Below are 24,142 nucleotides of genomic sequence, written 5' to 3'. Positions count from 1 at the left end.
GAGCCCAGGCAGCGACGGCGAGAGCACGGACGCCGGCGCCGGATGCGTTGTGCTAGTGGGGATCCGCAACGGCCCCCGGAGGACGGCGCGGCGCCACGGCCCGACCGGGAGCCGCGGAGGGGCTGCGAGAGCGTGCCGAAGGGACGGTGTGGTCATCGCAGGGGGCGCTCGCCCCAGCGCGGCGCCGGGGCGCCGATAGTCGCACATCACGCGCGCGGAGCCGTCCGGCCTCCCCTCCCCCGCAGAGGGGGGAGGGAACGGGTGGCGACGTCGACGCGCGAGGCATGACGATGATCGTGGGGATCGCTCGTCCTCTCATGCCGGCAGGATCGTCGCGGCGTCGGGGGCGAAGCGGACCGCGACCGCTTCGCCCACGGCCGGCGCGCCCTCGCCCGGCGCGGTTGTCGCGCGCAGGCAGGTGCCGTCGGCGAGGCGGACGACGCGGCGGGTGCGGTCGCCGAGGAAGGTCTCCTCGATCAGCGTCCCGGGCACGCCCTCCCCGCTCAGGCTCAGGTCTTCGGGACGCACGGCGAGGACGATGTCGGCGCCGGCTGAAAGAGGCGCGTCCGGCGCGCGCGCAAGCAGCGGTCCTACCACGCTCTCGACGCCGCGATGCGGGCCGGGTTCCTCCGCCCCGAGGCGGCCGGGGATGAGGTTCACGTCGCCGAGCAGGCCCGCGACGAATCGCGTGGCCGGCCGGCGGTAGAGGTCGGCCGGGCGGCCCACCTGCACGAGCCGGCCGCGATCCATCACGCCGATGCGGTCGGCCAGGGTCATCGCCTCCGCGGGATCGTGGGTGACGACGACGAAGGTGGTGGCGAGGCGGCGCTGCAGCGCGCGCAGCTCCGCCTGCGTCTCCTCGCGCAGCGTGCGGTCGAGGGCCGCCATCGGCTCGTCGAGGAGCAGCACCCGCGGCTCGCGGGCGAGCGCCCGGGCCAACGCCACGCGCTGGCGCTGGCCTCCCGAGAGCGTCGCCGGCGCGCGGTCCGCGAAGCCCTCGAGGCGCACGAGGCGCAGCAGCGCGGCGACCCGCTCGGCCGTCGCCGCGCGGCCGGCGACGAGGCCATCGAGCCCGTAGGCGACGTTCCGGCCGACGCTCATGTGCGGGAACAGCGCGTAGGACTGGAACATCATGTTCACCGGCCGGCGATGGGCCGGCAGCGCGGCGAGATCCTGGTCGCCGAGGCGGATCGCGCCCGAGCTCGGCGCCTCGAACCCGGCGATCAGGCGCAGCAGCGTGCTCTTCCCGCACCCCGAAGGCCCGAGCAGGCAGAAGAACTCGGACGCCGCCAGGTCGAGGGAGACGGCGTCGACGGCCGTTCCGGCCCCGAACCGCTTGGTCAGGTTCTCGAGTCGCAGCAGCGGCGCGGACAAGGGCTCAGCCGTCCTCGCGCAGGGCCTCGGCGACCCGGGCCTCCAGCAGGTCCGGCCGGCGGATCACCAGGGCGCCGCGGGTGCGGTCGACGAGGCCCTCGGCCGCCATCACCGTGAACTCGCGGGTCACCTGCTCGCGGCGGCAGCCGATGCGGGCGGCGAGCACGTGGTGGTAGGGCGGCGGCGTCACCACCCGCTCGTCGCCCCCGCCCGCCCGCGGCACCGAGAGCCGCAGCAGCTCGGCATAGAGGCGGTGGCGCAGGTCGAGCAGCGCGTGCTCCATCAGGCGGGTGTTGAGCTCGCGCACGCGCTTGGTTAGCAGGCGGAACAGCCGGTCGGCGATGGCTTCCGAGGCGAACACCATCTGCCGGAACACCGAGGCCGGGACGACGCAGAGCTCGCCGCGGGTCAGCGCCGTGACGTTGGCCGAGCGGCCGACGCCGTCCAGCGCCGACAGCTCCCCGAAGAACGCGCCGCCGCGCATCTCGCCCAGGATCACCTCCTTGCCGGACTGCGTGCGGTTGAGGATGCGCACCTCGCCGGTGGCGAGGAAGTAGACGTCGGTGGAGACGTCGTCGAAGTCGACCAGCACCTCGTTCTCGTCGAAGCGGCGCCAGTGGCAGCGCGTCTCGAAGGGGCCGAGCTCGATGCCCGGCTCCTTGAAGAACGGAATGGTGGAGAGCCGTGCCATCGAAAACCGGTCCCTTCGCGATGCGCCGGGACCGCCGCGCCGCGGACCGTCTGAAAGTCCGCGCGACCGGCCCGACCCGGAGCATCGCGTCGTCGAGCTTGTTGCCGGATCGTGACGACCGGGTCGTCACCGGTCAAGCCGACCGTCGGCGATGGAGGTGGATGGGGCCGCGCCGGACTACGCGAGACTGTGATTTCCCGTTCGCGCCGACGTCGCTTAGGTGAAGGACCGCATTCGGCCTGCGAGGGCGCCCGGGATCCGGAATGCCGCGCCTGTTGCCCCCCGATCGAAGGCCTCCGGCCTCACCGCCCGACCTTTTCGCGCCGGGACGCGCGGCGATTTCGATCCCCCTCGACGCGCGCCACGCTCCGGCCGGTCCCGTGTTCGGCGGTCGTCGGGCGACCCTCGGGGCCGCGTTCACGCTGGCGGGACGCGGGCTTCACACCGGGCGCCGCGCGACCGTGCGCGTCGGCCCGGCCCCGCCCGGGCACGGCATCGTCTTCCGCCGGCGGCTTCACGGCGGGCGAACGGTCGACGTCCCGGCGCTGTGGACCCTGCGCGAGCGCCAGCCTTTGTGCACGGCGTTGCGCTCGCCGGAGGGGCCGCTGGTCCGCACCGTCGAGCACCTGCTCGCCGCGCTCTCGGCCGAGCGCATCGACGAGGCGCTCGTCGAGATCGATGCCGAGGAGCTTCCGATCTTCGACGGCAGCGCGGTGCCCTGGTGCCGCGCGATCCGCGCGGCGGGCCGGATCGAGAATGGCGAGCCGCGCCGCATGATCCGGGTGCTGCGAACCGTCGAGGTGGTGGACGGCCGGCGCACGCTGCGCATCGCGCCGCATGACGGGCTTCACGTCTCCGCCCATCTCGCGCTGGCGCATTTCGGCCCGCTCGACTGGTCCGGCCCGGTCACGCCGGACGTGTTCCTCGCGGAGATCGCGCCGGCGCGAAGCTTCGGGCGCTACTGGCGCGCGATGCTCGGGCGCGCCTACGGCTTCGCGACGCGCAAGCCGTTCCTGCAGGGCTGCGGCGTGCGCTCGGCGGCGATGATTGTGCGCGGGGGGATCGTCGGCGGGATGCGGGTGCCCGACGAGCCGGTGCGCCACCGCGTCCTCGACCTCGTCGGCGACCTCGCGCTCGCCGGCCATCCGATCCTCGGGCGGCTGACGGCGGCCCATACCGGGCACGAGCTCAACCACGCGCTGGTCGCCAAGCTGATGTCCGACCCGACGGCTTGGGACCTGGTCTGAGGCGTCCCACGACTCAAGCGCATGGCACCGCACGCTTGCCACCGGGCGCCGGTCTCGCCAGAACGCCCCATGCTCCGCGTCAACGACCTCACCCTCCGCATCGGCGAGCGCCTGATCCTCGACGGCGCGAGCTTCTCGATCCCCGACCGCGCCCGCGTCGGCCTCGTCGGCCGCAACGGCGCCGGCAAGACCACCTTGTTCAAGGCGATCCTCGGCGAGTGGCCGGTGGATGCGAGCGCGGTCTCGATGCCCAAGGGCATGCGCATCGGCGCGGTGGCGCAGGAGGCGCCGGCCGGGCCCGAGACGCTCCATGCGGTCGTGCTTGCCGCCGACACCGAGCGCGCGAAGCTCATGGCCGAGGCGGAGGGCGCCGACGGGCTGCGCCGTGCCGAGATCGAGACGCGGCTCGTCGACATCGGCGCGCATTCGGCGCCGGCCCGCGCGGCGGCGATCCTGCACGGCCTCGGCTTCGACGCGGCGGCGCAGAACCGGCCGTGCTCGGACTTCTCCGGCGGCTGGCGCATGCGCGTGGCGCTCGCCGCGGTGCTGTTCTCCGAGCCCGACCTGCTGCTGCTGGACGAGCCGACCAACTACCTCGACATCGAGGGCACGATCTGGCTCTACGACTACCTCGAGCGCTATCCCCGCACCGCGATCATCATCTCTCACGACCGCGACCTGCTCGACGAGTCGGTCGACCACATCCTGCACCTCGACCGCGGCAAGCTGACGATCTACCGCGGCGGCTACACCTCCTTCGCCAAGCAGCTCTCCGAGAAGCGGATGCTCCAGGCCAAGGCCAAGGTGAAGCAGGATGCCGAGCGGGCGCATCTCCAGAGCTTCATCGACCGGTTCAAGGCCAAGGCGACGAAGGCGCGCCAAGCGCAGTCGCGCGTCAAGAAGCTCGCCAAGATGGTGCCGATCGCCGGGCTGATCGAGGACGACGTGCCGGTGATCCACCTGCCGAGCCCGGAGAAGCCGCTCTCGCCGCCGATCGTGGCGATGGAGCGGGTGGCGGCCGGCTACCCCGACCGCATCGTGCTCTCGGGCCTCAACCTCAGCCTCGCCCCCGACGACCGCGTCGCGCTGCTCGGCGCCAACGGCAACGGCAAATCGACCTTCTGCAAGCTCATCGGCGGCCGGCTCGACGCGCTGTCGGGCGAGCTGCGCCGCTCCTCGAAGATGAAGGTCGCCTACTTCGCCCAGCATCAGCTCGACGAGCTGCGCCCGGCCGAGAACGCGGTGGCGCACCTGCGCACGCTGATGCCGGACGCCCCCGAGGCGCGGGTGCGCGCCGCCACCGCCCGGCTCGGGTTTCCCGCCAACAAGGCGGACACGCCGGTCTCGCAGCTCTCGGGCGGCGAGAAGGCCCGCCTGCTGATGGGGCTCGCCGCCTTCGAGGGGCCGCACCTGCTGATCCTCGACGAGCCGACCAACCACCTCGACATCGAGAGCCGGCAGGCGCTGGTCGAGGCGATCAACGACTACGAGGGCGCGGTCATCCTGGTCAGCCACGACCGCTTCCTGGTCGAGGCCTGCGCCGACCGGCTCTGGCTGGTCGCCGACGGCTCCGTGAAAACCTTCGACGGCGACATGGACGATTACCGGCGCCTCGTGCTGGCCGGTCCCGAGCGCGACGCCGCCCGCGACGAGGACGCCTCGGGCGGCAAGCAGGCCGAGGCGCGGCGCTCAGCGGTGGAGCGCCGCGCCGCGCTTGCCCCCTTGCGCAAGCGGCTCGAAGGCTTGGAGGCGCGCATGGACAAGCTCACCGCCGCCATCGCCAAGATCGACGCGGCGCTCGGCGACGGCACCGCCTTCCTCCAGAACGCGGCCAAGGCCGGCGAGATCGCGAAGATGCGCGCCGACGCGGTCGCGGCGCTCGGGGCCGCCGAGGAGGAATGGCTCTCGGTGAGCGGGGAGATCGAGGCGGCGGCCTGATCGGCCTTCAGCCCCTGTACAGGCGCGGCCCGCGACAGGATGTCGACGTTCCACGATACGAACCGTCGCCGTGCGGGAGAGCGTCGGCGATCGAGGATGGATGATGCCTGATACGGTCGTGCTCGATGCCATCGCGCCGACGACGCCGGCGGCCGGTGGGCCGGACACGGTCGTCGCCATCCCCGTGCGCAACGAGGCCGAGCGCATCGGCTTCTGCCTCGACGCCCTCGATGCGCAGCAGGGCCTGGCCCCGGGCCGCCTCGGCATCGTGCTCTTCCTCAACAACTGCACGGACGACACCGCCCGCATCGTCGCCGAGCTGGTGCCGCGGCTTTCCGTGCCGGTGCGGGTGATCGAGATGGAATATGCCGGCGCCCATGCCGGCTGGGCCCGGCGCAAGGCGATGGACGCGGCCGCCGGCTGGCTCGGCGGCGCCGGCACCATCCTGTCCACCGACGCCGACAGCCGCGTGCCGCCGGACTGGGTCTTCGCCAACCTGCGCGCGCTCGCGGCCGGCGCCGACGCGGTCGCGGGCCGGGTCGAGCTGATCCCCGAGGAGGCGGCCCTGCTGCCGCCCTCGCTCCCGGCCCGCGGACGCCTGGAAGACGCCTACAGCGCGCTCCTGACCGAGGCGGAGGCGCGGATCGACCCCGATCCGAACGACCCGTGGCCGTGCCACCGCACCACCATCGGCGCGACGCTCGCCGTCAGCCGCGACGCCTACGCCCGGGTTGGCGGCATGCCGGAGATCGCCCTCGGCGAGGACGGCGCCTTCGTCGCCCGCCTCCTCGCGCACGGGTTCCGGGTCCGCCACGACCCGGCGGTGATGGTGTTCATCTCCGCCCGCCTCACCGGCCGGGCGCCGGGCGGGGTCGCCGACACCATCCGCTCCCGCTGCGAGGATCCCGGCGCGCTCTGCGACGCGCGACTCGAACCGGTGCCGCGCGCGCTCCATCGCTACCTCTGGCGCCGCCGCCTGCGCCGGCTCCATGCCTCCGGCAGGCTCGGGACGAGCACGGCCTGGGCGCGCCGCCTCGGCATCCCGGCGGACGAGGCGGAGCGGATCGCCGCCCTTCCCCTTGTCGGCCAGGTCGTCGCGGAGGCCGAGCGCGCCAGCCCGAAGCTGAAGCACGCCCCGCTGAGCGTCCCGCAACTGCCCGGCCAGATCCGGCTCGCGAAGGCGGTGCTGCCGGTCGTGCGGGCGTTCGCATCGGTTCGGGACCGATGGGAGGGGCCAGTGGCTGTCGCGGCGTCGACATCGGCAGGGGCGGTCACGCGGGCCATGCCCTGAATTAGGTAAGGCGCCGGTCCCCTCCCCCGGTGGCCTCAGGCCCGCGCCGGCGCGGGCGCCGGCGACTTCGCCTTTCCGAGCCCCAGCACCAGGGCGCAGCCGATGGCGGAGAGGATCACCAGCGGCATCAGCCCCAGCGGGTAGCTTCCCGTCGCGTCCTTGATGACGCCGAGGAGGTAGGTGCCGAGGAACCCGCCGATGTTGCCGATGGCGTTGATCTGGGCGATGCCGGCCGCGGCCGCGCCCGCCGAGAGCCATTCGGTCGAGAGCGCCCAGAACGGGCCCTTCACGGTGTAGGTCGCGGTGATGGCGAGGCACAGGATCAGGATCGTCGGCCAGAGCTGGCTCGTCAGCACGGACGCGGCGAGGCTGGCGGCCAGCAGCCCGAGCGGCAGCGCGGTGTGCCAGACGCGCTCGCGCCGCCTGTCCGAGGACCGCCCCCAGACGATCATCAGCACCGAGGCGATGCCGAAGGGGATTGCGTTCAGCAGCCCGGTCTCGGAGTTGGTCAGGCCGAAGGACTTGATGATCTGCGGTTGCCACAGCGACAGGCACTGGCTCGCCCCGGAGGCGCCGGCGTAGATCAGCGAGGCGGCAAGCACATAGCGGTTGGTCATCACCTGCCGCAGCGAGAGGTGGCCGGCGGGCCTCCCCGCGCCCTCCACCACCGAGGCCCGGTCGTCCGCCAGGCGCTCGGTGAGCCAGGCGCGCTGCTGCGGCGTCAGCCAGCTCGCGCGGGCGGGGCCGTCCGGCAGCAGGACGAAGGCGAGGATGCCGAGCAGCACCGCCGGTACCGCCTCGATCAGGAACAGCCACTGCCAGCCGCGGAAGCCGAGCATCCCGTCGGTGCCGAGCAGCCAGGCCGAGAGCGGCGACCCGAAGAAGCTCGAGATCGGGATCGCGACCATGAAGATCGCCACGATCCGCCCGCGATAGGCGCGCGGGTACCAGTAGGTCAGGTAGAGGATCACGCCGGGGAAGTACCCGGCCTCGGCCGCCCCGAGCAGCAGGCGCACCGCGTAGAACGAGACCGGGCCCACGACGAAGGCCATCCCGGCCGAGACGAGCCCCCAGGTGATCATGATCCGCGCGAGCCAGATGCGGGCGCCGAAGCGCTCCATCGCGACGTTGCTCGGCACCTCGCACAGCACGTAGGACACGTAGAACAGGCCGCCGCCGAGGCCGAACTGCGCCGGCGACAGGCCGATGTCCTGGTTCATCTGCAGGGCGGCGAAGCCCGCGTTCACCCGGTCGACGAAGGCGACGAAGTAGGCCAGCATCAGGAACGGCAGGATGCGCCACGTCACCGTGCGCAGGGTGGCGCGCTCGATCGCGCCGATCTCCGCCTGAGCCATGGTCCGTCACTCCCTCGCGTCGCCGGCGCATCCGGCGTTCCACGAACCCGGCACCCCTCGGCCGGGGACGATCGCGACACCGCCGCCCCCCTGTCAACGGCTGCCGGGTGCGGCGCCGCGGGCGCGATGCGACGGCGAGGCACCAGGCGGCGCCAGGCAACGTTCCGCCCGCTCATCCCGTTGTCGCGACGACCGATCCGTCCTGAGACGAGGCGCAAGGCGATGGCGACGAGCCCCGACGGCTTACCCCCTGCCCTTCCCGGGCGGCGGGAGGTGATCGACACGGCGGCTGGCCGGGTGAGCGTCTACGGCTCGGCCGAGGCCGAAGGGGTGCCGCTGCTGCTGATCCACTCGATCAACGCCGCCGCCAACGCCTACGAGGTCCGCCCGCTCTACCTGCATGCGCAGGGGCGGCGCCCGGTCTACGCCCTCGACCTGCCGGGCTTCGGCTTCTCCGAACGTTCGCGCCGGCTCTACACTCCACGGGTGATGGCGGACGCGATCCACGCCGTCGCCGACGCGATCGCGCGCCGGCACGGCGTCGTCCGCATCGACGCGATCGCGCTCTCGCTCTCGGCCTCCTACCTCGCCCGCGCCGTGGTCGAGCGGCCGGAGGCCTATCGTGCGATCGGCCTGATCAGCCCGACCGGGTTCGACCGGCGCCTCTCCGGGCGCGGGCCGGCGGGCGGCGACCGCGGCAGCCCGCGCGTCGGTGCGATCGTCGATTCGCGCCTCCTCGGGCCGGCGCTGTTCGCCCTCCTCGTCAGCCGCCCGAGCATGCGCTTCTTCCTGCAGAAGACCTTCGGCTCGAAGCGGATCGACGAGGGGCTGTTCGCCTACGACTACCGCTCGGCCCACCAGCCCGGGGCGCGGCACGCGCCCTACTGCTTCGTGGCCGGCCACCTGTTCCCGACCGACGCCACCACGCTCTACGAGGCGCTGACGCTCCCGGTGCTGATGCTCCACGGCAGCCGCGGCGACTTCGTCGACTTCCGCGACGCGCCGCGCTTCGCCGCCCGGCCGAACTGGACGATCCGCGCCCTGCCGACCGGGGCCTTCCCGCATTTCGAGGACCCGGCGACGGTGACGGGGCTCTTCGACGGGTTCTTCGCCGGCCTCGCCTGACCGCTCAGGCCGCGGCGACGCGCTAGCGGAGCCAGACCACCCCGCCGGACAGGGTCTCGCAGGATCTCAGCTCGAGCCGGCGCTTGGCCCCGAGCGAGTCGGCCTCGGTGCCGTCGACGTCGAACACCGCGGGAGTGCCGCGAAGGCCGTCGACGGCCGGGGCGAGCAGCAGGCTGAGCTCGTCGATCACGCCGGCCCGCAGCATCGAGCCGTTGATGCCGCCGCCGCCCTCGACCAGGAGGCGGGCGATGCCGAACAGGCGGCCGAGCTTCTCCACCGCCAGCGCGAAGTCGATCGTCTCGGTGCCGGCGAACAGGTAGGATTGCCCGCCCGCCCGCAGGCGTCTCAGATGCGCGTCGGGGACGGCCTCGGTCAGGACCACCACCACGTGATCGCCGGTGATCTCGTTCCGCGCGCCCCAGTCGAGGCGACCCTTCGCGTCGAGGGCCACCGCGTAGCCGGACGCGTCGCGCCGGGCGACGTGGTCCTCGCGCGGCACCGGGCCGTCATCGGCGGGCGGGGCGGCGAGCGGCGTGGCGCTGTCGGCGTAGCCCTGCATGGTGACGCGGCCGCACATCCAGGCATCGCCGTCGAGGCGCGCGTGCACCGTCTCGTAATGGCCGTCGGCGTCGATCCCCCAGCGGCGGGTCTTGATCCGCCCGTCGACGGAGCTGGTCATGTGGCAGATCACGTGCGGTCTGGCGGTCTCGGCCATCGTCGGGTCTCCTGCGGACGGGTCGCCGCTGGAACTAGCCCGCGACGGCCCTTCGCACAGGGGCCGCTCAGCTGACGCGCCAGCGTGATTCGAAGCCGATCAGGCGCGCCGCGCCCAACGCGGCGCTCTCGGCGCACTCGGCCGGGATCCGGCGCCACGCCGGAGGCCTGCGGAAATCGAAGCGGCGCATCGTCTCGCGCATCAGGAGCGCGATCTGCGCCTCGGTCTCCGGCGGGATCGGCCGCCCGGCCCACTCGTTCCGCGCCCGTGCCGGCGCCGCGGCGACGACGCGATCCCACGGCAGGCCCCAGGCGAGGTCGGCGAAGCGCGCGCAGGTGGCGGCGAAGCGGTCGGCGATCTCCTCGGCGAGGTCCGGAGCGTCGCCGCGGAACGGCTCCGGATCGAGACCGCGCGACCACGCCGCCTGGTCGAGGACGTGGCCGATCCGGCGCGGGTGGCCCTCCACCTGGCGGTGGACCCGGAGGTGCCGCAGGCGGCGCGAGGCCTCGACGGCGAGCGGCCCGGAACTGCGGTTGGTCACGGTCCGCAGGGCGTCGGCGTCCATCATCGGCGCGAGCCGCGCGGTCAGCCCGAGCGCGGCGACGAACCGCTCGACCAGCGTCGCGTCGGAGCGCGCGTCGCGCAGCGGCACGGCGATCACGGCGCCGTCCGTCGCCCGCGCCCAGGGCGCGATCAGCGCGCGATAATCGAGCCGCCCGGAGCGGCGGTTCGCACGGGCGTATTCGCGGAAGCTGCGCGGCTCCTTCACCAGCTGCGCGCGGTGGGCGTAGGCGGAGTTCAGGAACTCGAACGGCGGCTTGACCGCCATCACGACCTCCATCGCGAAGCCCCGGCGGACGAACGCCTCGGACAGCGTCCGGGGCACGCCGAAGCTCGGCCGCTGCACCGAGAAGTCCTCGTAGGACAGGATCACCGTGTCGGCGTCCGTCTCGGACAGGACGCGATCGAGGCGCGCGAGCATCGCGCGGCGCTCCGCCTTCGGCCGCCGCCCGTCGAGCGCCTCGCCCAATCCCTGGTGGTTGACGTCGGACCCGGGCTGGGCGCCTTCGGGTGCGAGGTCCGGGTAGAGCAGGCCGGCTTCCGCCAGCCGCGGCCGCAGGTTGGCCAGCACCTGCTGCAGCGATGTGGACCCCGTCCGGGGCATTCCGATATGGATGATCGCGCGACGCACCGTCGATCGCCTCCCTGTCCTGATCCCTGGCCGTCGCGGACCGTCCGCGCGGCCGTCCGTCCCCCAAGATCCCCCTCGGTTCCGATGATCGACCTGACGCTCGAGGCCGCCCGCACCATCGTCGCCACCGCCCTGGAGACGGCGCGAACGCGCGGCCTGAAGCCGCTTGCGGTGGTTGTATATGACGATCGCGGTTCTCTAAAATGTGTCCAGGCGGAGGACGGCACCTCGCTCCGCCGCGCCGAGATCGCGATGGGCAAGGCCAACGGCGCGCTCGCGCTCGGCCTCGGCTCGCGGGCGATCCACGCCCGCGCCGAGGCGCAGCCCTACTTCGTCGCCGCGGTGAGCCACGTGGTCGGGCCGGCGGCCCTGGTGCCGGTCCCGGGCGGCGTGCTGGTCCGTGCGGCCGACGGGCGCCTTCTCGGCGCCGTCGGCATCTCCGGCGACACCTCGGACAACGACGAGATCTGCGCGGTCGCCGGCATCGAGGCCGCCGGGCTCGTGCCCGAGACCGGCGCCTGAGCCGATGCGCCTGCCGCGCCGTGGCTGGCTGACCGGCGCCGGCGCCCTGCTGCTCGGGGGCTCGGCCGGGGCCGGAGCGGCCCCGGAGGCCACGTATCGGCGCGGCAACGACGCCGATCCCGAGACCCTCGATCCGCATCGCTCCTCGACGGTGGCCGAGGCGCACATCCTGCGCGACCTCTACGACGGCCTTCTCACCTACGACAATCGCGGCGCCATCGTCCCCGGCGCGGCGGAATCCTGGCGCATCTCGGACGATGCGCTGACCTACACCTTCACCCTGCGCGAAGGCGGGCGCTGGTCGAACGGCGATCCGGTCGAGGCCGAGGCCTTCGTCTATTCCCTGCGCCGCATCCTCGCGCCGGAGACGGCGGCGAAGTACGCCGAGGTGCTGTTTCCGATCCGCAACGCGGCCGCGATCAACCGCGGCACGATGCCGGCGACGGCGCTCGGGGTCGCGGCGCCGGACCCGCGCACGCTGACGATCGCGCTGGAGGCGCCAACCCCCTACCTCCTCGAATTGCTGACGCACCAGACCGCGCTGCCGGTGCACCGCCCCTCGGTCGAGCGCTTCGGCGACGGCTTCACCCGGCCGGGCAACCTGGTCTCGAACGGCCCCTATGCCCTGGCGGATTCGGTGCCGAACGACCGCATCGTGCTCAGGCGCAACCCGCATTTCCACGCGGCGGCCGAGGTCGCGATCGCGCAGGTCGCCTTCGTGCCGACGCCGGACCTCTCGAGCGCGGTGCGCCGCTACGATGCGGGCGAGCTCGATTCGCTGGCCGACCTGCCGGGCGACCAGATGGCGTCGCTCCGCCGCCGCTTCGGCGATCAGGTGGTGCTGGGACCCTCGCTCGGGCTCTACGCCCTGGCGGTGAACACGCGCAAGCCGCCCTTCGACGACGTCCGCGTCCGCCGCGCCCTCTCGCTGGCGCTCGACCGCGAATACCTCGCCGCGGCGTTGTGGGGCGGCACCATGAGCCCGGCCTACTCGCTGTGCCCGCCCGGCCTCGACAACTACCGGACGCCGCCGGAGACCGAGGGGCGCACCCGCCTCCCCATCGACAACGAGGACACGGCGAGGCGCCTGCTCACGGAAGCGGGCTTCGGGCCGGATCGGCCGCTGCGCGTCGAGTACCGCTTCAACACCAGCGACAACAACCGCAACACCGCCGTCGCCGTCGCCGAGATGTGGCGCGGCCTCGGGATCGAGACCCGGTTCGTCTACACCGACGCCAAGACCCACTTCGCCTACCTGCGCGACGGCGGCGACTTCGACGTCGCCCGCATGTCCTGGATCGCCGACTACTCGGACCCGCAGAACTTCCTGTTCCTGCTCACCACCGGCAACGACGGCATGAATCCCGGCCACTGGTCGAACCCCGCATACGACGCCCTCCTGGCCGAGGCCGCCGCCGAGCGCGACCTCGCCGCCCGCGCCGACCTGCTGTCCCGCGCCGAGAGCCTCGCGATGCGCGACCTGCCCTGGATCCCGGTGATGCACACGCGCTCGAAGGCCCTGATCTCGCCGCGCCTGCACGGCTACGTGCCGAACCTGCGCAACGCCGCGCCGACGCGGTTTCTGCGGCTGGTGGGCTGAGCACGTGTCCCCGGCGCTTGTCTCGCCGGGGCGGGAGACCGATACAGGACGGGACCATCGGCAGCGGAGCATTCCATGGACGACGTCGCACCGCCGGCGCCCGACCCGGCCCGCTCCAGGCGTCACCCGATCCTGCTCGGGGTCTTCGTGTTCGCGATGCTGTTCTTCGGCGATCTCTACCTCAATCACGGCACGAACCTCGCCGTCACGCTGCCGGCCTCGCTCGGGATCGGGATCTGGGCCGGGTATCGCGAAGCGCGACGGGCGTGAACGCTCCGACGCGGCATCGTCGCCTCCGACGCCCCGATCGCCCATGACCGGCTACCTCCTGCGCCGGCTGCTGCAGGCGGTCCCGACCCTGTTCGTGGTGATCGCGGCGAGCTTCTTCGTGATGCGGCTCGCGCCCGGCGGCCCGTTCGACCTGGAGCGGCCGCTGGCACCGGCGGCCATGGACAACCTGCGGCGGGTCTATGGGCTCGACCAGCCGCTGGCGGTGCAGTTCGGGCGCTACCTCGCCGCCCTGGCGCGGGGCGATCTTGGGCCGTCCTTCTCGTTTCGCGACCTCACCGTCGCGGACCTGTTCGCCCGCGGCCTGCCGGTCTCGATGATCCTGGGCGGCTTGGCGCTCGCCGTCTCGCTGATCCTAGGGGTCGGCCTCGGCGCGCTGGCGGCCTACCGCCGCGGCGGATGGCTCGACCGCCTCGTCGGGGCGGGCGCCTCCCTCGGCCTCTCGGTGCCGAGCTTCGTCGTCGCGCCGCTGCTGCAGATCGCCTTCGGCCTGTCGCTGCGCTGGCTGCCGGTGAGCGGCTGGGAGGGCGGCGCGCCGACGCATCTCGTGCTGCCGGTGATCACCCTGGCGCTGCCGCAGGCCGCGGGCATCGCCCGGCTCACCCGCGCGGCGATGGCGGAGGCGCTGCGCGCGCAGCACGTGCGGACGATGCGCAGCCTCGGCCTGCCGCCCTGGCGCGTCGCCCGCCACGCGCTGCGCGGCGCGCTGCTGCCGGTCGTCGCGATCCTCGGGCCGCTCTCGGCCGCCCTGCTCACCGGCTCGGTGGTGATCGAGACCATCTTCGGCCTGCCCGGGATCGGCCGCTACTTCGTCGAGGGCGCGCTGAACCGCGACTACACGCTGGTGATGGGGACGGTAGTGCTGGTGGCGGTCCTCGTCGTCGCCCTCAACCTCGTCGCCGACCTCGTCTCCGCGTGGCTCGACCCGCGCCTGCGGCTGCACGCGTGAGCCTACCCCCGCGCCTGTCGCCGTCGCGCCGCGCGCTGCTGCGGCTCTCGCACCATCGCGGCGCGACGGCGGCCTTCGCCGTGCTTGTCCTGCTGACGCTTGCCTGCCTCGTCGGCCCTTTCCTCACCGGCCATGCGCCGGAGCGGACCTACCCCGACCTGCGCCAGCTTCCCCCCGGCTTCGCGGCGCAGCCCGACGCGGATCATCTGAGGCCGGCGCTCGATCGCCTCGCCTTCCGCATCCGCGCCGCGGTCGCGCAGGCCGAGACGGCGGACGGCGTGCTCCGCCTCGTGCTGGCCTCGGAGGCGCCCATCGACGCGCGCGGCCTCGTCTACCTGCCGCGCTCCGACCTGTTCGGCGAGCCGCGCATCGTCGCCCGCGACGACGAGGGGCGGCGCCTCACCGTCGCGGTGCCGGTCCGCAGGCTGCACTTCCTCCTCGGCACCGACGTGCACGGGCGCGACCTGCTCAGCCGCAGCCTCGTGGCCGGCCGCGTCTCGCTGCTGATCGGGCTCACCGCGACGCTGGTCGCCCTCGGCGTCGGCATCGTCTACGGCGCCGTGGCGGGCTTCGCCGGCGGGGCCGTCGACGCCGCGATGATGCGCGTCGTCGACATCCTCTATGCCCTGCCGTTCGTGTTCTTCGTGATCGTGCTGGTGGTGTTCTTCCGCGCGAGCCTCGTGCTGATCCTGATCGCGATCGGCGCCGTGGAATGGCTCGACATGGCCCGCATCGTCCGCGCCCAGACGCTGGCGCTGCGCCGCCGCGACTTCGTCCGCGCCGCCGAGGCGTTGGGGCTCTCGGCCGCGACCATCCTGCGCCGGCACATCGTGCCCAACACCCTCGGGCCGGTGACGGTGGCCGCCACGCTGCTGGTGCCGCGGGTGATCCTGCTCGAAAGCTTCCTGTCGTTCCTCGGCCTCGGGGTGCAGGAGCCGGCGACGAGCTGGGGCGTGCTGATCGCGGAGGGCGCGCGCAGCCTCGAATCCGCCCCCCACATGCTCGCCGGGCCGGCGGCGTTCCTGGTCGCGACGCTGGTCGCGCTCAACCGGCTCGGCGACGGGCTGGCCGACGCGCTCGATCCGCGCGCCGACGCCTGACGCCCGCGCCCGGCGATGTCACCGCATCTCGGTGTAGGCCGGGTAGACCTGCCGGACGCGGCGGCGCTCTTCGGGGATCGGCATCGCCGGGCGCACCCGCGCCTGCGCGGCCGCGGGCAGGACGATGTTGGTCTGGGCCGGGCGCAGGCGCCAGCGGTCGGCGCCGGACATCGCGACCGGCTGCCGGTCCCGGGCGAGCGTCGCGTCGGCGCCGTGCGTCGGCACGATGGCGAGGCCGGCGAGCGCGGCCGTGCCCAGGATCGCCACGCGCAGGCAGGGGCCGAGGCGGCGGGCTCCGGAACGGGCGGCCAAGGAATGGCGGGGCGGGAGGCGACCGGTCTTGCGGACGTCGGGGCGAGGCTTCATGGGGAGCATCCACGGTGATGCCGCCATCAACGCCCGCAACGATGAAAGCTCGGCCGAACCTTTTGTTGGTCTCCGCCGTTCTGAACAGCAGTCTCGAGTCAAGGTAAACACAGTCATGGCGACCAAAGTCGAGACGGCCTCGGGCGAGAAAACGCCCGAGCGCGCCCCCATGGGCACGGTCGTCGACACCGACATCTCGGCGCGACTGGACCGGCTGCCCTGGGGCCGGTTCCACGTCCTCGTCATCGTGGCGCTCGGCATCACCTGGGTGCTCGACGGGCTCGAGGTGACGCTCGCCGGGGCGCTGGTCGGGGCGCTGCGCAAGGCGCCGATGAGCTTCACCGAGTTTGACGTCGGCCTGGCCGCCTCGTCCTACCTCGTCGGCGCGGTCACGGGGGCGCTCGGCTTCGGCTGGCTCACCGACCGCATCGGCCGCAAGAAGCTGTTCTTCATCACGCTTGCCCTCTACCTCGCGGCGACCGCGGCGACGGGCCTGTCGTGGAACGTCTATTCCTTCTGCATCTTCCGCTTCCTCACCGGCGCCGGCATCGGCGGCGAGTACACCGCGATCAACTCGACGATCCAGGAGCTCGTCCCCGCCCGCGTGCGCGGCTGGACCGATCTCGTCATCAACGGCTCGTTCTGGATCGGCGCGGCGCTCGGCTCCTTCCTGTCGATCGTCCTGCTGAAGCCCGAGGTGATCGACCCGGCCTGGGGCTGGCGCGTCGCGTTCTTCACCGGCGGCGCCATCGGCCTCGTGATCCTGCTGCTGCGCACCTGGATCCCCGAGAGCCCGCGCTGGCTCGCGACGCACGGCTACACGGCGGAAGCCGACCGGGTCGTCACCGGCATCGAGAAGCGCTTCACCGACGAGGGCCACACCCTGCCGCCGGTCGACGCGGGCAAGCGCATGAAGCTGCGCACCCGCAGCCACACGCCGCTCTCGGAGGTGTTCGGGACGATGTTCGGCACCTCGCGCCGGCAGACGTTCGTCGGGCTGTCGCTGATGATCGCGCAGGCGTTCTTCTACAACGCGCTGTTCTTCACCTACGCCCTGGTGCTGGAGCGCTTCTACGGCGTGCCCGGCGGCAGCGTCGGCTGGTACCTGCTGCCGTTCGCGCTCGGCTCCTTCCTCGGGCCGGTGCTGCTGGGGCGCCTGTTCGACACGGTCGGCCGCCGCCCGATGATCGCCTTCACCTACGGCATCTCCGCGCTGCTGCTCGCGGGCGCGGGGTACCTGTTCAAGATCGAGGTGTTCGGCGCCTGGGCGCAGACCGGCGTCTGGATGGTGGTGTTCTTCTTCGCCTCCGCCGCCGCGAGCGCCGCCTACCTCACGGTGGCTGAGACCTTCCCGCTGGAGATCCGGGCGCTGGCCATCGCCGGCTTCTACGCGATCGGCACCGGCATCGGCGGCGTGTCTGGGCCGCTGCTGTTCGGCTCGCTCGTCGAGACCGGCTCCCGCGACGCGGTCTTCGGCGGCTACCTCGTCGGCGCCGCGCTGATGGCGGTGGCCTCGATCGTCGGCGGCCTCTTCGGCACGGCGGCCGAGGGGCGGTCCCTGGAGGACGTTTCGAAGCCGCTCGCGGCGGCGTGACGGCTCGTCCCGCGCGCTATGATCTGGCCGGGCGGCGTTAAGATCACGCCCCCCGGCGCCAAACCTGCCCGTGATAGACGAAGGTCTCGCCCTCGCTCGCCAGGGCCGCGAGCCCGGTGAAGGCGGGGTCGTGGACCGTGATGACGCTGGTCGGGATCGCCCGCATCATCGCGGCGAACGGCGCCTTCCGCTCGAAGGAATCGCGGAAGCCGCCCTGCTGCAGCAGCTTGACGATCCGCGGGGCGATGCCGCCGCCGATATAGACGCCGCCGGTGGCCAGGAACGTCAGGGCGAGGTCGCCGCAGACGCGGCCGAGCACGCGACCGAACAGCTCCAGCGCCTCGGCGGCATGCGGGTCGGAGGCGTCGAGCCCGGCCTGGGTCACCGCCGCCGGCTCGATCTTCTCCGGCGGCTCGCCGGTCCTGACGTGGCGCACCGCGGCGTGCAGGCGGGCGAGGCCGGGGCCGGAGAGCACGGTCTCGACGGTGATCCGGTCCTCGACGCGCTCCAGCGCGTGCCAGACCTTCTCCTCGAACGCGTCGGCGGGGCCGATATCGGTGTGGCCCGCCTCGGTCGAGACGATCGCGAGGCGATCCGAATACGGCACCAGGGCCGCGGCGCCGAAGCCGGTGCCGGGCCCGAGCACGACGCGGGCGCCCCCGGGCGCGTGCCCGGTCGGCCCGATCGGGGTCAGGTCGTGCGGCGCGATGCCGGCGGCGCCGGCGGCGACCGGGACGTAATCGTTCACGACGACGGACGAGTCGAGGTCGAAATCGGCGCCGATCTTCGCGCCCTCGATCACCCAGTGGGCATTGGTGAGCTGCACCTTCGGGCCGTCGACCCGGCCGGCGATGGCCAGGATCGCCGAGCGCGGCGGCTTTCCGCCTTCATCGCCCTGCTTGGCCAGCGCCGCGCGGATGGCGCTCGACGGGTCGGGGTGGCGCGCCGTCTCCTCGTGCGAGAGCGGGCGCGGCGCGGCGCCCTTGGAATCGACCACCGCGAACCGGGCGTTGGTGCCGCCGATATCGCCGACGAGGACCGGAAACGCGAACATGCGGTACCCTTTCCCGATCGACGCGGGCCGTCCCGGCCGACGCGTCGCTGTCTGTCCGATGGAGCCGCCGGCGCGGCTCAGGCCGCCGGCAGCGTGTCCGGGTCGATGATCCCGCCCGCCGCCCAGCTGCCAAGCAAGGCGTGCACCGCGTTCGGGTCGGCCAGGCGCCGCGCGGCCGCGGTCTCGCCGGGCCCGATGCGGATGCCGAGGCCGCCATACGCCGCGACGCTGGCGAACGCGATCTCGTCGGTGCGGTCGTCGCCGAGGAACACCGCGCGGCGGCCGGCATAGGGGGCGTGCTCGAGGAAGGCGCGGATCGCGTGCGCCTTGGTGGCCGAGGCCGGCACGATCTCGCCGACCGCCTTCCCGAGCTGGAGCCGGTACTGGCCCGACAGCTCGGTGGCGATCGCCGTGACCGCGGCCTCCGCCCGCTCGGCATCGGCCGGGTTCGCCAGGCGCCAGTGCACGGCGACCGAGGCGCCCTTGTCCTCGATCAGCACCGCGTCGAGGTCGGCGACCAGGGCCCGGAGCCGAGGCATCCGCGCACGCAGCTCCGGATGGTCGTCCGGGCTGCCGCCGGTGAGGACGCCGTCGACCCGGCGCTCGACCCCGTGCAGCCCGGCGACGTCGAAGGCGGCGGGTGCGAGGAAGTCGTCGATCACCGAGACCGGGCGCCCGGTCACGATCGCCAGCGCCCCGTCGAGCCGGGCGTGCAGCGCCTGGAGCATCGGCACCAGCCCGGGCTCGACCCGGACGAGGTCCGGCCGCGGCGCGATCTCGACCAGGGTGCCGTCGAAATCGAGGAAGAGGGCGATGGGCGTGTCCAACGGCGGCGCTCCGGGCTGTCGGGTCGGGGCTAGCACGCCGCGCGTTTTCGGCAAACGCATCTTCGCGGCGCCCTATGTTTCGGACGAGACGAACCGAGGACGACGCGATGCATCCGACCCCATCCCCGACGAAGCCCGGCGAGGAGAGCGTGTGGGCCTATCCGCGCCCGCCCCGGCTGGAGCCGGTCGCCGCGACGCTGAAGGTCGTCCTCGGCGGCCGCACCATCGCCGAGACGCGGGCCGGGTTTCGCGTGCTCGAGACCAGCCATCCGCCGACCTACTACTTCCCGCCCGCCGACGTCGCCGAGGGCGTGCTCGGGCCGGCGCACCGGGCCGGGATCTGCGAATGGAAGGGCCGCGCGGTGCTGTTCGACGTGACGGCGGGCGGCGCAGCGATTCCCGGCGCGGCTGTTCCCGGTGCCGCTTGGGCCTATCCCGATCCGACGCCGGATTTCCGCGCCATCGCCGGCTACGTCGCCTTCTATGCCGGCCCGATGGAGGCCTGCACCGTCGGCGGCGTCCGCGCGGAGCCGCAGCCGGGCGGCTTCTACGGCGGCTGGATCACCCCCGGCATCGTCGGCCCGTTCAAGGGCGGCCCTGGAACAATGGGCTGGTGAGCCTCGGGAGCTGTCCCGCCGCCCCAGGACCGCTACATCGGGCGCCGGGAACAAGGAGCACGGCATGAGCGATGCGATCGACGGAAGGCCGCAGGACGTCGGCATCGACCCGGGACGCCTGGAACGGATCGACGGCTGGATGCGCAGCCTCGTCGCGGAGCGCAAGCTCGCCGGGTTGTCGGTGAGCGTGGCGCGGCGCGGGCACACGGTGTTCCAGCGCGCCCACGGCCTCGCCGACCTCGCCCGCAGGACGCCGTTCACCACCGACACAGTGACGCGGATCTACTCGATGACCAAGCCGCTGACCTCGGTCGCGGTGATGCAGCTCTACGAGGAGGGCCGGTTCCAGCTCGACGACCCGGTCGCGCGCTTCCTGCCGGAGTTTTCCGAGATGCGGGTCGCGACCGGCGGCAACCGCGCCAAGCTCGAGACCGAGCCGGCCCGCCGCCCGATCACCATCCGCGACCTGCTCACCCATACCGGCGGCCTGACCTACGGCTTCATGGAATCGACCCTGGTCGATGCGCTCTACCGCCAGCAGGGCGCCGACTTCCTGCGCCCGGATGCGAGCCTCGCCGAGGTGGTGGCGACCGTGGCCCGGCTCCCGCTCCTGTCGCAGCCCGGCGAGGCGTGGAACTACAGCGTCTCGACGGACGTGCTCGGCCACCTCGTGGCCGTCGTCTCGGGGCGCGACTTCGCGGATTACCTGCGGGACGCCGTGCTCGCGCCGCTCGGCATGATCGATACCGATTTCTTCGTGAGACCCGAGAACATGGGGCGGTTCGCCGCGAACTACGTCTACGATCGCACCCGCACGCTGAGGCTCTACGACGACGCGGTCGAGACCCATTTCGCCAAGCCTCCGGCGATCGCCGGCGGCGGGGGCGGCCTCGTCTCGACGGCCTCCGACTACCTGCGCTTCTGCCGGTTCATCCTGAACAAGGGCGAGCTCGACGGCGCGCGCCTGCTCGGGCGCAAGACGGTCGAGCTGATGACGATGAACCACCTGCCCGGCGACCTCGCCGCGATCGGCACGCCGCGCTTCGCGGAATCGTCCTATCACGGCATCGGCTTCGGGCTCGGCTTCTCGGTGATGCTCGATCCGGCCAAGGCCCAGATCGTCGGCACGCCGGGCGAGGTCGCCTGGGGCGGCATGGCCTCGACCGCGTTCTGGGTCGATCCGGCCGAGGAGCTCGCGGTGGTGCTGCTGACGCAGCTCGTCCCGTCCTCGGCCCTGCCGATCCGAAAGGAGCTGCGGGTGCTGACCTACGCCGCGCTGACCGATTGACACGGGATCGAGGCGCGGGGGAGCATTCTCGGGCGAGGCGGATGCCCACGCGCGTGAGGATAACGCGACCACACGACGAAACAGAGCGTCTCCCGTGATCCAGGGATCACGGGAGACGCTCTCGTGGTCGACAGCGCCTTCGTTCTGCGGCGCCTATTCGTCGGCGGGCGCGGCCGCGGGCGGCGTGCCGGCGGCCGGAGCCGGGGCCGGCTTCGCGCCGGGCTTCGCCGCCGCGGGCTTGGCGGCGGTCGAGCCGGTCGCGGCCGGCTTGGCGGCCATGTATTCCGGATCGGTGCGCGGGCCTCCCGGACCGTTCGTCGGCCCGGTCATCTGGCCGGCGACCACGTCGGTCACGCGGTTCCAGGTCTGCGACTTGCACAGGAAGGCGATCAGACAGCCGCGGACGGTCAGCTCCTCCGGGGTGTCGGACCAGATCGTCACGTCGTAGGACTTGCCGTCCTCGGAATTGTAGATCTTGCCCTCGTAATGGGCGTCGGCGTTCGGCTTCAGCCCCATGATGAGCTGGTGGCCCAGCGATGCGCGCGTCTGCTTGCTCGCGTCGGGGTTCTTGAAGTCGACCCGCGGCTGGCCCTTGTCGTTGAGCGGCACCTTCAGCCACACGACGTAGCCGCACAGGCTCTTGTTGCTCGGGCCGCACTTCTCCACCCGGATGCGGGCACGCCCGTCCTCGGTAAGCCACGTGCCGCTCGGGTCCGCGGGCGTCGCCGCGTGCGCGATGCCCGAGAGCATGGCCAGCGCCATCGCACGCCCGGCCCAGGCGCCGATTCCCGCGCCGATCCGTCGAACCGTCATACCCACTACTCCTTCCGCGCGCCCGCGCCGTGGCCTTCGCCCCGCCCGCGTGCCCAATCTCTGGGCCCCGCCATCCGCTCGGAACATGACGGGATCATGGCCGTGCCTCGGCGCGCCGTGCCGCACGGCCGATGACGGGAGCGACCCGCTTCGGCTAAGCCTGCCATCCATGATCGTTCGCCCCCGTCCCAACCTCTTCGCCATCCTGTTCACCCTGCGCGGCTCGATCCTGCCGCGGGTGGCGCTGAAGGTCCTCGGGCTGACGGCCTTCGCCGCGCTGGTGGTCGCGGTCGAGCAGCGCGTTCCGGAACGGTTTCCGGTGACGGCCGGGATCGGCCCGTTCACCCTGATCGGGCTGGCGCTCTCGATCTTTCTCAGCTTCCGCAACAACGCCTGCTACGAGCGCTGGTGGGAGGCCCGGAAGGCGTGGGGCGCGCTGATCGTCGAGATGCGCGGCTTGAGCCGGACTCTGGTCGCCCTCCTGCCCGGTCCCGAGCACGATGCGGTCCGCCGCACCGGCCTGCGCCGGCTCGCGGGCTTCGGCCACGGCCTGCACGCGCGGCTGCGCGGCCTCGACGAGGCGGCCGCCGTCGCGCCCTGGCTGCCGCCGGGCGAGGTCGCACGCCTGCGCTCCTGCCCGAGCCCGACCGATGCGGTGCTCGCCGGCCTGACCCGCGACCTCGCAGGGGCCTATCGCGACGGGCATCTCACCGACGTGCTGTTCGGCGTCCTCGAGCGCAAGGTCTCGGACCTGTCGGCGATCCACACCGCCTGCGAGCGGATCCACGGCACGCCCCTGCCCTTCGCCTACACCCTGCTGCTCTACCGCACGGCGTGGCTCTACTGCCTGTTGCTGCCGTTCGGGCTGTCGGCCTCGCTCGGCTGGGCGACGCCGGTCGCGACCATGCTGGTGGCCTACACCTTCTTCGGCCTCGATGCGCTGGGCGACGAGCTGGAAGAGCCCTTCGGCCTGGAGGCGAACGACCTGCCCCTCGATGCGATGCTGCGCACGGCCGAGCGCACGGTGCTCGATGCCCTCGGCGAGCCGCTTCCGCCCGCGATGGAGCCGGTGCGCTACCGATTGGATTGAGCGTGCGGGCCGGCGACCGTCTCGCTCACGTCCGCGACGGGGCCGCGTCCGGCCCGGGCCCGAGCCGGCGCTGCATCAGCACCGTGCCGAGCCAGCGCCCGTGCTTGTGGCCGACGTTCTCGAGCACGCCGGCATGCGCGAAGCCCAGGCCCGCATGCAGCGCCACCGACGCCTCCGAGCCTGGATCGGTGATCACCGCCACCATCACCCGCGCGTCGATCGCCTCGCAGGCCGCGATGAGCGCCGCCAGTAGGGCGCGGCCGATCCCGAGACCGCGCGCGGCCTCGGCGACGTAGACCGAATCCTCCACCGTCGAGCGATAGGCCGCCCGCGCGCGATAGGGACCGGCATAGGCGTATCCGCAGACCGCGCCGTCGCGCTCGGCGACGAGGTAGGGATAGCCGTCCGCGACGAGCGCCATCCGCCGCCGCGCCATCTCGGCCAAAGTCGGCGGCTCGGTCTCGAAGCTCGCGGTGCCGTTCGTCACCGCGTCGGCGTAGATCCGGGCGATCGCGGCGATGTCGGCGTCGACGGCCGGGCGCAGGTCAGGCGTCATCGATCCGCTCGCGCAAAAAAGGGGCCGGCGCGACGGCGCCGGCCCTGCGGTCGATCGTTCGGCGATCCCTTCGGGATCGCGCGGGGATCACTCGGCCGCGGTCATCTCGGCGGTGAAGTGGCCGCACCAATCCTGCGAGGCCACCACCGGCCACAGGCCCTTGGACTCGGGAGCCGGCTGGCTCACCGGCGGGTTGAAACGGCACAGGCCCTGATCGCCGACGGCGGAGGCGCCGTTGGTCTTGTGGTCGTCGAAGAAGCGGCAGCTGTTGCAGGAGGCGTTGGTCGAGGTCATCGGGTTTCTCCGGTTCGGGCGTCTGTCGCGGGCTGTCGGAACCGTCGCCGGCCCCGTCGTCCGTCTGCAGTTCTTAATTAGAACAGCTCCAATATGGCGTCAACCGGCGAGTCCCGGCGCGGTTCCCGTTTTCGAGCGCGACCGGTGGAAACCGGTACGGTGCGCGCAGGAGCAACGCCGGACGGCAGCGGGGCCCCTTCCGGAAACGCCGGTCGTCACGGCCCGCCTGTCACCCGGCGCGGGCCTGCGAGCGGCG

At 72.9% G+C, this 24,142-nt stretch carries 24 protein-coding genes; 13 read left to right on the top strand and 11 right to left on the bottom strand.

The window, feature by feature from the left end; genetic code table 11:
• Positions 1-315: 315 nt before the first annotated feature.
• The gene (locus MKK55_RS21415) at positions 316-1,374 is read right to left on the bottom strand and encodes an ABC transporter ATP-binding protein (RefSeq protein ID WP_243937544.1); all 1,059 of its coding nucleotides are present in this window, start codon (positions 1,372-1,374) and stop codon (positions 316-318) included.
• Between the two features lie 4 nt (positions 1,375-1,378).
• Entirely contained in the window at positions 1,379-2,065 is a 687-nt protein-coding gene (locus MKK55_RS21410) for a Crp/Fnr family transcriptional regulator (protein WP_147727456.1), read from the bottom strand.
• Between the two features lie 380 nt (positions 2,066-2,445).
• On the opposite strand from MKK55_RS21410, the gene MKK55_RS21405 reads away from it, so the two are divergent.
• From MKK55_RS21405 to MKK55_RS21395, 3 genes are all read left to right on the top strand, one after another.
• Positions 2,446-3,312 carry a UDP-3-O-acyl-N-acetylglucosamine deacetylase gene (locus MKK55_RS21405; protein WP_243937542.1) on the top strand — a complete coding sequence of 289 codons (867 nt, stop codon included), beginning with the start codon at positions 2,446-2,448 and terminating at the stop codon, positions 3,310-3,312.
• 69 nt (positions 3,313-3,381) lie between these two features.
• Positions 3,382-5,250 (top strand): ABC-F family ATP-binding cassette domain-containing protein, encoded by a 1,869-nt coding sequence (locus tag MKK55_RS21400; protein WP_243937540.1) that lies wholly within the window; start codon positions 3,382-3,384, stop codon positions 5,248-5,250.
• A 130-nt stretch (positions 5,251-5,380) separates the two neighbouring features.
• A complete protein-coding gene (locus MKK55_RS21395; RefSeq protein WP_409566102.1) occupies positions 5,381-6,541 on the top strand; it encodes a glycosyltransferase in 1,161 nt (386 codons plus the stop codon).
• Positions 6,542-6,576: 35 nt separating this feature from the next.
• Here MKK55_RS21395 and MKK55_RS21390 read toward each other — a convergent pair whose 3' ends face one another.
• Complete coding sequence (locus MKK55_RS21390; RefSeq protein ID WP_243937536.1) at positions 6,577-7,896, bottom strand: MFS transporter; 1,320 nt, start codon at positions 7,894-7,896, stop codon at positions 6,577-6,579.
• Between the two features lie 222 nt (positions 7,897-8,118).
• Between MKK55_RS21390 and MKK55_RS21385 the strand changes: the two genes are divergently transcribed.
• Positions 8,119-9,021, top strand: a complete 903-nt coding sequence (locus tag MKK55_RS21385) for an alpha/beta fold hydrolase (protein ID WP_243937535.1) — start codon at positions 8,119-8,121, stop codon at positions 9,019-9,021.
• A gap of 22 nt (positions 9,022-9,043) precedes the next feature.
• On the opposite strand, the gene MKK55_RS21380 is transcribed toward MKK55_RS21385, so the two are convergent.
• Together MKK55_RS21380 and MKK55_RS21375 are read right to left on the bottom strand one after the other, a co-directional pair.
• The gene (locus MKK55_RS21380; RefSeq protein WP_243937534.1) at positions 9,044-9,736 is read right to left on the bottom strand and encodes a dihydrofolate reductase family protein; all 693 of its coding nucleotides are present in this window, start codon (positions 9,734-9,736) and stop codon (positions 9,044-9,046) included.
• Positions 9,737-9,803: 67 nt separating this feature from the next.
• On the bottom strand, positions 9,804-10,901 hold the full coding sequence (locus MKK55_RS21375) for a hypothetical protein (protein ID WP_243937533.1): 1,098 nt from the start codon (positions 10,899-10,901) through the stop codon (positions 9,804-9,806).
• 111 nt (positions 10,902-11,012) lie between these two features.
• Here MKK55_RS21375 and MKK55_RS21370 point away from each other — a divergent pair, with 111 nt between their 5' ends.
• From MKK55_RS21370 to MKK55_RS21350, 5 genes are all read left to right on the top strand, one after another.
• The gene (locus MKK55_RS21370; protein ID WP_147729912.1) at positions 11,013-11,450 is read left to right on the top strand and encodes a GlcG/HbpS family heme-binding protein; all 438 of its coding nucleotides are present in this window, start codon (positions 11,013-11,015) and stop codon (positions 11,448-11,450) included.
• A gap of 4 nt (positions 11,451-11,454) precedes the next feature.
• A complete protein-coding gene (locus MKK55_RS21365; protein ID WP_243937532.1) occupies positions 11,455-13,050 on the top strand; it encodes a peptide ABC transporter substrate-binding protein in 1,596 nt (531 codons plus the stop codon).
• Positions 13,051-13,125: 75 nt separating this feature from the next.
• Entirely contained in the window at positions 13,126-13,320 is a 195-nt protein-coding gene (locus MKK55_RS21360) for a hypothetical protein (RefSeq protein WP_147729510.1), read from the top strand.
• Positions 13,321-13,363: 43 nt separating this feature from the next.
• Positions 13,364-14,287, top strand: coding sequence for an ABC transporter permease (locus MKK55_RS21355; RefSeq protein WP_243937531.1), 924 nt, complete (start codon positions 13,364-13,366; stop codon positions 14,285-14,287).
• Entirely contained in the window at positions 14,284-15,387 is a 1,104-nt protein-coding gene (locus MKK55_RS21350; protein ID WP_243937530.1) for an ABC transporter permease, read from the top strand. The genes MKK55_RS21355 and MKK55_RS21350 overlap by 4 nt, the downstream gene beginning before the upstream one ends.
• Before the next feature lie 18 nt (positions 15,388-15,405).
• Here the strand turns inward: MKK55_RS21350 and MKK55_RS21345 are convergent, their stop codons facing one another.
• The gene (locus tag MKK55_RS21345) at positions 15,406-15,753 is read right to left on the bottom strand and encodes a hypothetical protein (RefSeq protein WP_243937528.1); all 348 of its coding nucleotides are present in this window, start codon (positions 15,751-15,753) and stop codon (positions 15,406-15,408) included.
• Between the two features lie 115 nt (positions 15,754-15,868).
• Between MKK55_RS21345 and MKK55_RS21340 the strand changes: the two genes are divergently transcribed.
• Entirely contained in the window at positions 15,869-17,347 is a 1,479-nt protein-coding gene (locus MKK55_RS21340) for an MFS transporter (protein ID WP_147843944.1), read from the top strand.
• A 43-nt stretch (positions 17,348-17,390) separates the two neighbouring features.
• On the opposite strand, the gene MKK55_RS21335 is transcribed toward MKK55_RS21340, so the two are convergent.
• Positions 17,391-18,344: a glucokinase gene (locus MKK55_RS21335; protein ID WP_409566101.1), complete on the bottom strand. Its 954-nt coding sequence runs from the start codon at positions 18,342-18,344 to the stop codon at positions 17,391-17,393.
• Between the two features lie 134 nt (positions 18,345-18,478).
• Entirely contained in the window at positions 18,479-19,228 is a 750-nt protein-coding gene (gene otsB, locus MKK55_RS21330; RefSeq protein WP_243937524.1) for a trehalose-phosphatase, read from the bottom strand.
• Between the two features lie 107 nt (positions 19,229-19,335).
• On the opposite strand from otsB, the gene MKK55_RS21325 reads away from it, so the two are divergent.
• Both MKK55_RS21325 and MKK55_RS21320 read left to right on the top strand, forming a co-directional pair.
• Positions 19,336-19,845 carry a DUF427 domain-containing protein gene (locus MKK55_RS21325; RefSeq protein ID WP_147728397.1) on the top strand — a complete coding sequence of 170 codons (510 nt, stop codon included), beginning with the start codon at positions 19,336-19,338 and terminating at the stop codon, positions 19,843-19,845.
• 64 nt (positions 19,846-19,909) lie between these two features.
• A complete protein-coding gene (locus MKK55_RS21320; RefSeq protein ID WP_243937523.1) occupies positions 19,910-21,133 on the top strand; it encodes a serine hydrolase domain-containing protein in 1,224 nt (407 codons plus the stop codon).
• A 153-nt stretch (positions 21,134-21,286) separates the two neighbouring features.
• Here the strand turns inward: MKK55_RS21320 and MKK55_RS21315 are convergent, their stop codons facing one another.
• Complete coding sequence (locus tag MKK55_RS21315; RefSeq protein ID WP_147858430.1) at positions 21,287-21,946, bottom strand: DUF2147 domain-containing protein; 660 nt, start codon at positions 21,944-21,946, stop codon at positions 21,287-21,289.
• A gap of 169 nt (positions 21,947-22,115) precedes the next feature.
• Between MKK55_RS21315 and MKK55_RS21310 the strand changes: the two genes are divergently transcribed.
• Complete coding sequence (locus MKK55_RS21310) at positions 22,116-23,036, top strand: bestrophin family protein (protein WP_243932120.1); 921 nt, start codon at positions 22,116-22,118, stop codon at positions 23,034-23,036.
• 25 nt (positions 23,037-23,061) lie between these two features.
• On the opposite strand, the gene MKK55_RS21305 is transcribed toward MKK55_RS21310, so the two are convergent.
• The gene (locus MKK55_RS21305) at positions 23,062-23,592 is read right to left on the bottom strand and encodes a GNAT family N-acetyltransferase (protein WP_243937522.1); all 531 of its coding nucleotides are present in this window, start codon (positions 23,590-23,592) and stop codon (positions 23,062-23,064) included.
• A gap of 87 nt (positions 23,593-23,679) precedes the next feature.
• Complete coding sequence (locus tag MKK55_RS21300; RefSeq protein ID WP_147729034.1) at positions 23,680-23,886, bottom strand: hypothetical protein; 207 nt, start codon at positions 23,884-23,886, stop codon at positions 23,680-23,682.
• Positions 23,887-24,142: the final 256 nt, after the last annotated feature.

Origin of the sequence: Methylobacterium sp. J-059, assembly GCF_022829485.1 — a bacterium.
Lineage (GTDB): Bacteria > Pseudomonadota > Alphaproteobacteria > Rhizobiales > Beijerinckiaceae > Methylobacterium.
The sequence above is the reverse complement of the archived record's forward strand: the minus strand, read 5'-3'. Positions and strand labels throughout refer to the sequence as shown.

Coding starts and splice junctions, on each gene's coding strand:
- MKK55_RS21410 (WP_147727456.1), bottom strand. CDS start 2,065: ATGGCACGGCTCTCCACCATTCCGTTCTTCAAGGAGCCGGGCATCGAG.
- MKK55_RS21400 (WP_243937540.1), top strand. CDS start 3,382: ATGCTCCGCGTCAACGACCTCACCCTCCGCATCGGCGAGCGCCTGATC.
- MKK55_RS21390 (WP_243937536.1), bottom strand. CDS start 7,896: ATGGCTCAGGCGGAGATCGGCGCGATCGAGCGCGCCACCCTGCGCACG.
- MKK55_RS21385 (WP_243937535.1), top strand. CDS start 8,119: ATGGCGACGAGCCCCGACGGCTTACCCCCTGCCCTTCCCGGGCGGCGG.
- MKK55_RS21380 (WP_243937534.1), bottom strand. CDS start 9,736: ATGGCCGAGACCGCCAGACCGCACGTGATCTGCCACATGACCAGCTCC.
- MKK55_RS21375 (WP_243937533.1), bottom strand. CDS start 10,901: ATGCCCCGGACGGGGTCCACATCGCTGCAGCAGGTGCTGGCCAACCTG.
- MKK55_RS21370 (WP_147729912.1), top strand. CDS start 11,013: ATGATCGACCTGACGCTCGAGGCCGCCCGCACCATCGTCGCCACCGCC.
- MKK55_RS21365 (WP_243937532.1), top strand. CDS start 11,455: ATGCGCCTGCCGCGCCGTGGCTGGCTGACCGGCGCCGGCGCCCTGCTG.
- MKK55_RS21360 (WP_147729510.1), top strand. CDS start 13,126: ATGGACGACGTCGCACCGCCGGCGCCCGACCCGGCCCGCTCCAGGCGT.
- MKK55_RS21355 (WP_243937531.1), top strand. CDS start 13,364: ATGACCGGCTACCTCCTGCGCCGGCTGCTGCAGGCGGTCCCGACCCTG.
- MKK55_RS21345 (WP_243937528.1), bottom strand. CDS start 15,753: ATGAAGCCTCGCCCCGACGTCCGCAAGACCGGTCGCCTCCCGCCCCGC.
- MKK55_RS21340 (WP_147843944.1), top strand. CDS start 15,869: ATGGCGACCAAAGTCGAGACGGCCTCGGGCGAGAAAACGCCCGAGCGC.
- MKK55_RS21325 (WP_147728397.1), top strand. CDS start 19,336: ATGCATCCGACCCCATCCCCGACGAAGCCCGGCGAGGAGAGCGTGTGG.
- MKK55_RS21320 (WP_243937523.1), top strand. CDS start 19,910: ATGAGCGATGCGATCGACGGAAGGCCGCAGGACGTCGGCATCGACCCG.
- MKK55_RS21315 (WP_147858430.1), bottom strand. CDS start 21,946: ATGACGGTTCGACGGATCGGCGCGGGAATCGGCGCCTGGGCCGGGCGT.
- MKK55_RS21310 (WP_243932120.1), top strand. CDS start 22,116: ATGATCGTTCGCCCCCGTCCCAACCTCTTCGCCATCCTGTTCACCCTG.
- MKK55_RS21305 (WP_243937522.1), bottom strand. CDS start 23,592: ATGACGCCTGACCTGCGCCCGGCCGTCGACGCCGACATCGCCGCGATC.
- MKK55_RS21300 (WP_147729034.1), bottom strand. CDS start 23,886: ATGACCTCGACCAACGCCTCCTGCAACAGCTGCCGCTTCTTCGACGAC.